This is a genomic window from Pseudorhodoplanes sp., assembly GCF_059499825.1.
In genome coordinates, this window is the sequence record NZ_JCABZI010000004.1 from 1 (window position 1) to 10,028 (window position 10,028).

Below are 10,028 nucleotides of genomic sequence, written 5' to 3' on the forward strand. Positions count from 1 at the left end.
ACACGCTGCTCGGCTCGGTGCTGATGCTGCTCGCCATCATGGCGATGTACTGGAGCGCCGGCACCACCGACATCACCGTGCTGCTCAAGCACGAATTCCCGAAGCAGTTGCAGACCTGGGCGTGGCTCGCCTTCTTCGCCTCGTTCGCGGTGAAGATGCCAATGTGGCCGGTCCATACCTGGCTGCCGGACGCCCACGTCGAAGCCCCGACCGCAGGCTCGGTCGTGCTGGCGGCGATCCTGCTGAAGATGGGCGGCTACGGGTTCCTGCGGTTTTCGCTGCCGATGTTCCCGCTCGCCTCGCTGGATTTCACCCCGCTGATCTTCACGCTGTCGGTGATCGCGATCATCTACACCTCGCTGGTCGCGCTGATGCAGGAGGACGTGAAGAAGCTCATCGCCTATTCTTCCGTGGCTCATATGGGCTTCGTCACCATGGGCATTTTCGCTGCCAATGCGCAGGGGATCGGCGGCGGCATCTTCCAGATGATCTCGCACGGCATCGTCTCGGGCGCGCTCTTCCTGTGCGTCGGCGTGGTCTATGACCGCATCCATACCCGCGAGATTTCCGCCTATGGCGGTCTGGTCGAGCGCATGCCGGTCTATGCCGCGGTTTTCATGCTCTTCACCATGGCCAATGTCGGATTGCCCGGCACGTCCGGCTTTGTCGGCGAATTCCTGACGCTCTTGGGCACCTTCAAGGTCAATGTCCAGGTCGCGACACTGGCGACCCTCGGCGTGATCCTGTCGGCCTGCTATGCGCTGTGGCTTTATCGAAAGATGATCTTCGGCAAGCTCGACAAGCCAAAGCTGATGGGCATTCAGGACATGAACTATCGCGAGATCGGCATATTCGTGCCGCTCGTGGTCCTGACGCTGCTGTTCGGCTTCTGGCCGAAGCCCGTTCTCGACATGTCGTCGGCTTCGGTCGATGCGCTGGTCGCGCAGTATCAGACGGCGATCGGCAAGACCAGGCAGGCCGAAGCCGATCGGCGCATCCCGGGTGAAACGAAATGAGCGCGGTCCCCAGTCTGATTCCGGCATTGCCGGAGATCATCCTCGCGGTCGGCGCGATGGTGCTGCTGATGGTCGGCGCCTTTGGCGGCGAGCGCACCAATCTCGCTGTCAGCGCCGCGTCGATCGGGCTGCTCGTCGTGGCCTGCCTTGCGGTCGTGCTGCTACCGTCAGGCCGGCTTGCGACGTTCAATGGCAGCTTCGTGGTCGACGATTTCGCGCGCTTTGCGAAAATTCTCGCCTTCGGCGGCACCGCGATCGCAATCCTGATGTCGTTCGATTTCGTCAAGCGCGCCGGCATGCGCAAGTTCGAATATCCGATCCTCATGCTGCTCTCCGCCGTGGGCATGGGCATGCTGATTTCGGCGACGGACTTGATCGCGCTCTATCTCGGCCTCGAATTGATGAGCCTGTCTTTGTACGTGATCGCGGCGATCGACCGCGACTCGGCCAAGTCGACCGAAGCCGGATTGAAATATTTCGTCCTGGGCGCGCTGTCGTCCGGCATGCTGCTCTATGGCGCGTCGCTGATCTATGGCGCGACCGGTCATATCTCCTTTGCCGGAATTGCCCAGGCCGCGCCGCAGGGCGGGCTGGCGCTGACATTCGGTCTTGTCTTCCTGTTGGCTGGTCTGTGCTTCAAGGTCTCGGCGGTGCCGTTCCATATGTGGACGCCGGACGTCTATGAAGGCGCTCCGACGCCGGTCACCGCGTTCTTCGCTGCTGCCCCAAAGGTCGCAGCAATGGCCGTGTTCGTGCGCGCCACCATGACCGCGTTTCCGACCGTGACGCTGCAATGGCAGCAGATCATAGTGTTCGTCTCGATTGCGTCGATGGTGCTCGGATCGTTCGCGGCGATCGGCCAGACCAATATCAAGCGGCTGCTCGCTTATTCCTCGATCGGTCACATGGGTTTCGCGCTGGTCGGGCTCGCGGCCGGTACGCAGGAAGGCGTGCAGGGCGTCCTGATCTATGTCGCGATCTACGTGGTGATGACGCTCGGCACGTTCGCCTGCGTGCTGTCGATGAAGCGGCCGGGCGGCATGGTGGAGAATATCTCCGATCTCGCCGGTCTCTCACGCACCTCGCCGATGATGGCGTTCCTGCTGGCGATGCTGATGTTCTCGCTCGCGGGCATTCCGCCGCTCGCCGGCTTCTTCGCGAAATTCTACGTCTTCATTGCGGCGATCAATGCCGGCCTCTACGCACTCGCGGTCATCGGCGTGCTCGCGAGCGTGGTCGGCGCCTATTATTATCTGCTGATCGTCAAAACCATGTATTTCGACGAGCCGCACAAGAGCTTCGAGCCGATGCCGGGCGAACAGGCGGTCGTGCTTGGCGTCGCCGGCCTGCTCAACCTGTTGTTCTTCGTTTATCCGGCGCCGCTGCTCGATGCGGCAACGGTTGCGGCGAAGTCGCTGTTCTGACGGGTGGCGTGTAAGCCCGTTGGGATGATGGTGCAGCCTCATATGCCGTTCATTTCCGCGAGAGCGGGGACCCAGAAGCTGAAGGTCTGGATTCCCGCTTTCGCGGGAATGGCCGGGGAGAGGTGATGACCTTCGCGCTCGGTCCGCGCGCGACGAAGGCGGGACATCGTCTCATCGCTTACGACACACTCGACTCCACCAACAGCGAGGCGTTGCGGCTGGCGCGCGCGGGCGAGGTCGGACCTCTCTGGATCGTCGCGCGCGAGCAGACGGCCGGCCGTGGCCGGCGCGGGCGCGAATGGGTTTCGGCCACGGGCAATCTGACGGCAAGTCTGACTTTTACCGCTGCGGTAACCCCTGCGGTTGCAGCGACCCTCGGCTTCGTTGCCAGTCTCGCAGTGTGGGAGACGTGCCGTGCGCTTGCGCCGGATCTGGACCTGTCGGTGAAATGGCCCAATGACGTGCTGGCGAATGGGGGCAAGATCGCCGGGTTGTTGATGGAATCCGAAGCCCAGGGCCAGGCCCTGGCGATCGTCATCGGCTTCGGGGTCAATGTCGCATCGGCCCCCGAGGCCATGGCGTTTCCGGCCAGTTCCCTGCACGGGCTGGGGCATAGGGTGACGGCCGATGAGGTGTTTTCCAGGCTGACCGATGCATGGGTGGCCGGCGCGGACCTCTGGGATCACGGCCTGGGATTCAAGGCCGTCCGGAACGACTGGCTCGCGCAGGCCGCAGGAATCGGGCAATCGATCTCGGTGCGCATGGGTGACCGGGTGGATCGGGGTATTTTCGAAACGCTGGACGAGCAGGGCCGGCTGATCCTGCGGAAGAAAGACGGCATGGTCCGCGTCGTCAGCGCCGGCGACGTGTTTTTCGGCGATGCGGCTGGCGGAGCGACAACCTGATGGCGGCACCTGAACAACTCGTCTTTGGACCGCTTGGCGGCGTCGGCGAGATCGGCATGAACCTGTCGGTCTACGGGCTGGGCGACGAGCGGCGGCGGCAATGGATGATCGTCGATTGCGGCGTCTCGTTCGCGTCCGAGGAGCATCTGCCCGGCATCGACCTGATGTTCCCGGATATCCGCTACCTGGTCGAGGAGCGGCGCAACCTGACCGGCATCGTGCTCACCCATGCTCACGAGGATCATTTCGGCGCGCTGTTCGACCTGTGGCCCCAATTGAAGGTACCGGTGTATGCGACGCCTTTCACCGCGGCGCTGATCGAGGCGAAGCGTGAGAGCGAGCCGGGAGCGCCCGAGATCGATGTCCGGGTCGTAGCACTCGGCAGCCGTTTCAATATCGGCCCCTTCGATGTCGAACTGGTTTCGATGTCGCATTCGATACCGGAATCGAATGCGCTGGTGATCCGCACGCCGCTCGGCACTGTGCTCCATACCGGCGACTGGAAGCTCGACCAGACGCCGGGCGTCGGGCTGCCGACCGATCAGGACAAGCTGCGTCGTCTTGGCGAGGAGGGCGTCCTCGCCGTGGTAGGCGATTCCACCAACACCGTACGCGATGGACGTTCGCCCTCCGAGGCCGATGTCGCGCGCACGATCGCGGAATTGATCGCGTCGTCGCCGGCCCGGGTTGCCGTCACCACCTTCGCCTCCAATGTCGCACGCCTGCGTGCGGTGGCGGACGGCGCAAAGGCCGCCGGCCGGGAGGTCGTGGTGGTCGGGCGCGCGATGGAGCGGGTGGTGCAGGTGGCACGCGAGACCGGCTATCTCGACGGCGTGCAGGAGTTTCGCGGGCCCGATGTCTACGGCTATCTGCCGCCTGACAAGGTGGTCCTGCTTTGCACCGGCAGCCAGGGCGAGCCGCGGGCGGCGCTTGCCCGCATCGCCCGCGACGACCATCCCGACATCACATTGGCGCGCGGCGACCGGGTGCTGTTTTCCTCGCGCACCATCCCCGGCAACGAGAAGGCCGTGTCCGGCGTCATCAACGGACTGATCGACCAAGGGATCGAGGTCATCACCGACCGCACCCATCTGATCCATGTTTCGGGCCATCCGCGGATCGGCGAAGTTGAGGAATTGCTCGGCTGGGTGAAGCCGAAAGTCCTGATCCCGGTGCATGGTGAAGCGCTGCATCTGTCCGAACATGCGGCGCTCGGCCGGCGGCTCGGAATTCCCGGGGTGGTCAGTTGCCGCAACGGCGATCTGGTGCAGATTGCACCCGGCACGCCTGGGGTCATCGACGAGTTGCCGCATGGCCGCGTCTACAAGGACGGCACGGTGCTGATCGGTGCCGACAGCCGCACCATCGCCGACCGCAGGCGCTTGAGCTTCGTCGGCATGGTCACGGTGGCGCTGGCGCTGACCGAAAAGGGCGCGCTGGCCGCCGATCCCGAGGTTGAATTGCTCGGCATTCCCGAACGCGGCAGGGACGGCAAGGCGCTCGCCGATGTCGCGCTGGATGCGGTGGAGGATACCGTCGAAAGCCTGCCCCGGCAGAAGCGCCGCGATCCGGACGCCGTCGCCGAGGCGGTGAAGCGAGCGGTGAGGGGGGCGATTGCCCAGCAATGGGGCAAGAAACCGATCTGTTACGTTCACGTTCTCGCTGTATAATCGCCGCATGATCGGACGCTTGAACCATGTGGCGATTGCCGTTCGCGATATCGCGAAGGCGTCGGACGTCTACCGCACGACACTCGGCGCGCAGGTGTCGGACAAGGTGCCGCAGCATGACCATGGCGTCTCCACGGTCTTCATCACGCTGCCCAACACCAAGATCGAACTGCTGGAGCCGCTGGGTGCGGATTCGCCGATCGCGAAATTTCTCGAGCGCAACCCGGACGGCGGTATCCACCACATCTGCTACGAGGTCGACGACATCATCGCGGCGCGCGATGCGCTGAAGGCAAAGGGCGCGCGGGTGCTGGGCGATGGCCAGCCGAAAATCGGCGCGCACGGCAAGCCGGTGCTGTTCCTGCACCCGAAGGACTTCTTCGGAACGCTGGTCGAACTTGAACAGGTCTGAACAGGGATCCTCGGCGTATATCGGTTGACGAGGATCACTCCTCCCACGCACTTCTTCGAGCATGGCGTCGGGCGTTGACCCGCACCACATGCATCACCTGACCTGCCCCAGACCTGACCCGTTGACTTGGATCCCATGACCTGGACCACCGGCTTCGCGATATATTTCCTGATCTGGTGGCTGACGCTGTTCGCGGTTTTGCCATTCGGGATCACATCGCAGCATGAGACCGAGACCGAACCTGGGACCGACCCCGGCGCCCCCGTGCTGCCCCGCATCGTCTCCAAGCTGATCTGGACGACGCTGGTGTCGACGATAATTTTTTCTTTGATTACAATCGTTTACGTGTATCGCCTGATCGGGCTCGACGACATTCCCGGGCTGCCGCGGCCGCTCCCCACGTCCTGAATTTTGGCGCTGTATGCAGCGCAAGGCGGAACGCCTGCGCGCGCCAGCGATTGTCCGGGACGCGACCCGAACGATTGGGGATACGAGATGCCACATTCGCGCTATTTCATCGTTGAAGCCGCCGACGGCTGGATGATCCAGTTTGCGGGCGGCGTTTTCGGGCCGTATCAAACCCGGCAGGAAGCGCTGATGTTCGCCGTGGACGCGGCCCAGCGATTGGGCGAAGGCCGGGGCGAGAACGCCGAGGTTTGCCTCGTCGGCGAGAACGGGCATTTCCGACCGGAATGGATTTTCGGCCGCAACGCATATCCGCCGCGACTGTAAAACTCGGGTTTTTCCACAGCTTGGGCTCGTAAAGCGAGTCTTGACGGCTCAGTATCGGCGTCCGGCGTACTTGGACGAGTGTCGACGGGCCAACATAGAGGCCCCGAACGAAAAAGAGCAGGGCAATCGCCCTGCTCAAAAATTATGCAAACGCTTCCGGCGTGAAATTATTGTTATATTTGAAGCGTCGGCGGCGCCTTTGGCGCTCGCGATCCTCCCAAGACTTGGACCGGTTGGGCAGCGTCTGCCCAACGCGAAGGCGATCAGCTATAGCATCTTTCTGTCACACGGCAAGTCCCTGCTAATCGCCGATCATGGGCCTGCCCAAGCTTTGAGCTTGCCTTGAATTTTCGGCCGCGATCCGGTTTCAGTGCTCCGAGCGCCGATCCGGCCGATTCCCCGAAAGCAAACGATGCGATTGTCGCGGTACTTCCTTCCGATCCTGCGCGAAACCCCGAAAGAGGCGGAGATCGTGTCGCACCGGCTCATGCTCCGGGCCGGCATGATGCGGCAGGAGTCGGCGGGCATTTATGCGTTTTTGCCGCTCGGCCTGCGCGTTCTCGACAGGATCTGCGACATCGTGCGCGAAGAGCAGAACAGAGCCGGCGCAATCGAACTTCTGATGCCGACGATACAGAGCGCCGAGCTGTGGCGGGAGAGCGGACGTTACGACGCCTACGGCAAGGAAATGCTGCGAATCAAGGACCGTCATACTCGTGAAATGCTGTATGGTCCGACCAACGAGGAGATGATCACCGACATCTTCCGCGCTTACGTGCGCTCCTATCGCGAGCTTCCGCTCAATCTCTATCATATCCAGTGGAAGTTCCGCGACGAGGTCCGCCCGCGCTTCGGATTGATGCGCGGACGCGAATTTCTGATGAAGGACGCTTATTCCTTCGACATCGACCAGGCCGGCGCACGGCATTCCTACAACAAGATGTTCGTCGCCTATCTGCGCACCTTCGCCCGCATGGGTCTGAAGGCTATTCCGATGGTCGCGGAGACCGGCCCGATCGGCGGCAATCTGAGCCACGAATTCATCATCCTCGCCTCGACCGGTGAGAGCGAAGTGTTCTGCCATCGCGATTATCTCGGTTTCAACGTTCCCGGTGAGACTGTCGATTTCGACGACATTGCCGGCCTGCAGGCGACGGTCGACCACTGGACCGCTCTCTATGCGGCGACATCCGAGAAGCATGACGCCGCGGCGTTCGATGCGTTGCCCGAGGCGTCGCGCGTGTCGGCACGCGGTATCGAGGTCGGCCACATCTTCTATTTCGGCACCAAATATTCCGAGCCGATGAAGGCGCTGGTGAAGGGCCCGGACGGCAACGACCACCCGGTTCACATGGGGTCCTACGGCATCGGGCCGTCGCGCCTTGTGGCCGCCATTATCGAGGCGTCTCACGACGATGCCGGTATCATCTGGCCCGAAAGCGTAGCCCCGTTCAGGGTTGCGATCCTGAATCTGAAACAGGGAGATGCGGCAACCGACGCCGCTTGTGAAAAACTGTATGCCGAACTGCAGGCGCGGGGTGTGGATACGCTCTATCACGACCTCGACGAACGGCCCGGCTCGAAATTCGCAACCGCCGATCTGATCGGAATACCGTGGCAGGTCGTGATTGGTCCGAAAGGTCTTGCCGCCGGGCAGTTCGAGGTCAAGCGGCGGGCGGACGGGAGCCGGGAGATGCTGAGTCCCGACGAGGTGCTGAACCGGTTCGGATGATCGAACGCGGCGCTACCGCATCGCGGGCGGTATTTTGCTGACGAGCTGTCCCCATGAATGTGTGTATGTCACTGTCTGGACAGTATTTGGCGGTGGCCTGGATCGGACAGAATCTGATGAAATCCGCAGGTTCAGGAGCCTGAATGAGCGAACCCACCGCGACGCGGCCCTTTGCCCCATTCGAGTGGATGCTGTCGCTGCGCTACCTGCGGGCGCGGCGCAAGGAAGGATTCATTTCCGTCATCGCCAGCATCTCGTTTCTCGGAATCATGCTCGGCGTCGCGACGCTGATCATCGTGATGGCGGTGATGAACGGCTTCCGCAAGGAATTGCTCGACAAGATTCTCGGCATGAACGGACACCTGCTGGTGCAGCCGCTCGAGTCGCCGCTGACCGACTGGAAGGAACTCGCAACCCGCCTCAGCGGGGTGCCGGGCGTCCGTCTTGCGGCGCCGATGGTGGATGGCCAGGCGCTGATTTCTTCTCCGTTCCATTCGACCGGCGTCGGGGTTCGCGGCATGCGCGCGGCGGACATCGACAAGCAGGCCTCGATCTCCGCGAATCTGCGGCAGGGTTCGCTTGAAGGGTTCGACGAGGGGCAGGGGATCATCATCGGCAAGCGGCTGGCCGATGCCTTGTCGGTGCGCGCCGGCGACAGCGCGACGCTGGTTGCGCCACGCGGAGCGGTTACGCCGATGGGCACGACGCCGCGGATCAAGACCTACAAGGTGGTCGGCGTCTACGAGATCGGGATGTCGGAATACGATTCCAATTTCGTGTTCATGCCGCTGGCGGAGTCTCAGGCTTATTTCAATCGCGCCAACGACGTCACCGCGATCGAGGTCTATATCGACTCTCCCGACCGCTACCGCGAATTCCGGACGCTGCTGACCCAAGCCGCCGCACGGCCGATCTTCATCACCGACTGGACCCAGCGCAACGCCACCTTCTTCAACGCGCTTCAGGTCGAGCGCAACGTGATGGCGCTGATCCTCTCCATGATCGTGCTGGTCGCGGTGATGAACATCATTTCCGGCCTGTTCATGCTGGTGAAGGACAAGGGGCGCGACATCGCGATCCTGCGCACGATGGGGGCGACCCAGGGTGCGATCATGCGCGTCTTCCTGATCACCGGCGCCTCGATCGGCGTCGTCGGGACCACGCTCGGATTCATCGTCGGCGTGGTGGTCTGCGCCAATATCGAGTCGCTGCGGCAGTTCGTGTCGTGGCTGACTGCGCGTGAGGTATTTGCGCCGGAGCTCTACTTCCTGTCGCGTTTGCCGGCCGAGATCGATGCGGGCGAAACCACTGCCGTCATTGTCATCGCGCTGGCGATGTCGCTCGCCGCGACGATCTACCCCTCATGGCGCGCGGCACGGCTCGATCCGGTCGAGGCGCTCCGCTATGAATGAGCGCGTGATGGCGGACGACCAGGCAGCCGCTGCGCGGCCGGCGACCGGGCCGGTGCTCTACCTCAACGCAGTCCAGCGGCGCTATCAGCAGGGCGAGGCCGAACTGATGATCCTGCGCGGCGCCGAGCTCGGTTGCTGGCTCGGTCAGTCGATCGCGCTGATCGCGCCGTCCGGCGCCGGCAAGTCGACACTCCTGCACATCGCGGGATTGCTGGAACATCCCGACGGCGGTGAAGTGTTCGTCGACGGCAAGCCGACCGCCGCCCTGTCCGACGCCGAGCGAACCGAAATCCGGCGGGTCGAAATGGGCTTCGTCTATCAGGCGCATCACCTGCTGCCGGAATTCTCCGCCGTCGAGAACGTGATGCTGCCGCAGATGATCCGTGGCCTGTCGCGTGCGGAAGCGCGCAAGCGGGCGAGCGAGCTGCTCAGTTATCTTGGGCTGAAGGCCCGGCTGGAGCACCGGCCTGCCGAACTGTCGGGCGGCGAACAGCAACGCGTTGCCATCGCGCGTGCCGTAGCGAATGCGCCGCGGATCCTGCTGGCCGACGAGCCGACCGGCAATCTCGATCCGCACACCGCAGACCACGTCTTCGATACGCTACGGCAGCTCGTCAGCGCGTCGGGACTGGCCGCGATCATCGCGACCCACAATCTCGAACTGGCGCGCCGGATGGACCGGCGGGTGACCATACGCGACGGCGTGGTGGTCGAGCTGGATTGAG

The 10,028-nt window shown here is 63.2% G+C and carries 10 protein-coding genes; all 10 read left to right on the top strand.

The window, feature by feature from the left end; translation table 11 throughout:
- Positions 1-1,016, top strand: a 1,016-nt coding sequence (locus tag AC5I5I_RS06650; protein WP_495971168.1) for an NADH-quinone oxidoreductase subunit M, incomplete at its 5' end; no start/stop codon positions are given.
- Positions 1,013-2,440, top strand: coding sequence for an NADH-quinone oxidoreductase subunit NuoN (gene nuoN, locus AC5I5I_RS06655; protein WP_495971170.1), 1,428 nt, complete (start codon positions 1,013-1,015; stop codon positions 2,438-2,440). The genes AC5I5I_RS06650 and nuoN, both read left to right, overlap by 4 nt.
- A gap of 125 nt (positions 2,441-2,565) precedes the next feature.
- Positions 2,566-3,345, top strand: coding sequence for a biotin--[acetyl-CoA-carboxylase] ligase (locus tag AC5I5I_RS06660; RefSeq protein ID WP_495971172.1), 780 nt, complete (start codon positions 2,566-2,568; stop codon positions 3,343-3,345).
- A complete protein-coding gene (locus AC5I5I_RS06665; protein WP_495971174.1) occupies positions 3,345-5,015 on the top strand; it encodes a ribonuclease J in 1,671 nt (556 codons plus the stop codon). Before AC5I5I_RS06660 ends, AC5I5I_RS06665 begins: the two co-directional genes overlap by 1 nt.
- 7 nt (positions 5,016-5,022) lie before the next feature.
- Positions 5,023-5,427 (top strand): methylmalonyl-CoA epimerase, encoded by a 405-nt coding sequence (gene mce / locus AC5I5I_RS06670; RefSeq protein ID WP_495971176.1) that lies wholly within the window; start codon positions 5,023-5,025, stop codon positions 5,425-5,427.
- Positions 5,428-5,562: 135 nt separating this feature from the next.
- Positions 5,563-5,835 (top strand): DUF1467 family protein, encoded by a 273-nt coding sequence (locus AC5I5I_RS06675; protein ID WP_495971178.1) that lies wholly within the window; start codon positions 5,563-5,565, stop codon positions 5,833-5,835.
- A gap of 87 nt (positions 5,836-5,922) precedes the next feature.
- Positions 5,923-6,159: a DUF2188 domain-containing protein gene (locus AC5I5I_RS06680; protein WP_495971180.1), complete on the top strand. Its 237-nt coding sequence runs from the start codon at positions 5,923-5,925 to the stop codon at positions 6,157-6,159.
- Between the two features lie 412 nt (positions 6,160-6,571).
- On the top strand, positions 6,572-7,891 hold the full coding sequence (gene proS, locus AC5I5I_RS06685; protein WP_495971182.1) for a proline--tRNA ligase: 1,320 nt from the start codon (positions 6,572-6,574) through the stop codon (positions 7,889-7,891).
- Positions 7,892-8,034: 143 nt separating this feature from the next.
- A complete protein-coding gene (locus tag AC5I5I_RS06690; protein ID WP_495971184.1) occupies positions 8,035-9,303 on the top strand; it encodes a lipoprotein-releasing ABC transporter permease subunit in 1,269 nt (422 codons plus the stop codon).
- A gap of 7 nt (positions 9,304-9,310) precedes the next feature.
- Entirely contained in the window at positions 9,311-10,027 is a 717-nt protein-coding gene (locus AC5I5I_RS06695) for an ABC transporter ATP-binding protein (protein WP_495971186.1), read from the top strand.
- The last annotated feature ends 1 nt before the right edge of the window (position 10,028 follow it).

What these genes read in the sequence shown, in the direction of transcription:
- nuoN (WP_495971170.1), top strand. Translation starts at nt 1,013, where the DNA reads ATGAGCGCGGTCCCCAGTCTGATTCCGGCATTGCCGGAGATCATCCTC.
- AC5I5I_RS06660 (WP_495971172.1), top strand. Translation starts at nt 2,566, where the DNA reads ATGACCTTCGCGCTCGGTCCGCGCGCGACGAAGGCGGGACATCGTCTC.
- AC5I5I_RS06665 (WP_495971174.1), top strand. Translation starts at nt 3,345, where the DNA reads ATGGCGGCACCTGAACAACTCGTCTTTGGACCGCTTGGCGGCGTCGGC.
- mce (WP_495971176.1), top strand. Translation starts at nt 5,023, where the DNA reads ATGATCGGACGCTTGAACCATGTGGCGATTGCCGTTCGCGATATCGCG.
- AC5I5I_RS06675 (WP_495971178.1), top strand. Translation starts at nt 5,563, where the DNA reads ATGACCTGGACCACCGGCTTCGCGATATATTTCCTGATCTGGTGGCTG.
- AC5I5I_RS06680 (WP_495971180.1), top strand. Translation starts at nt 5,923, where the DNA reads ATGCCACATTCGCGCTATTTCATCGTTGAAGCCGCCGACGGCTGGATG.
- proS (WP_495971182.1), top strand. Translation starts at nt 6,572, where the DNA reads ATGCGATTGTCGCGGTACTTCCTTCCGATCCTGCGCGAAACCCCGAAA.
- AC5I5I_RS06690 (WP_495971184.1), top strand. Translation starts at nt 8,035, where the DNA reads ATGAGCGAACCCACCGCGACGCGGCCCTTTGCCCCATTCGAGTGGATG.
- AC5I5I_RS06695 (WP_495971186.1), top strand. Translation starts at nt 9,311, where the DNA reads ATGGCGGACGACCAGGCAGCCGCTGCGCGGCCGGCGACCGGGCCGGTG.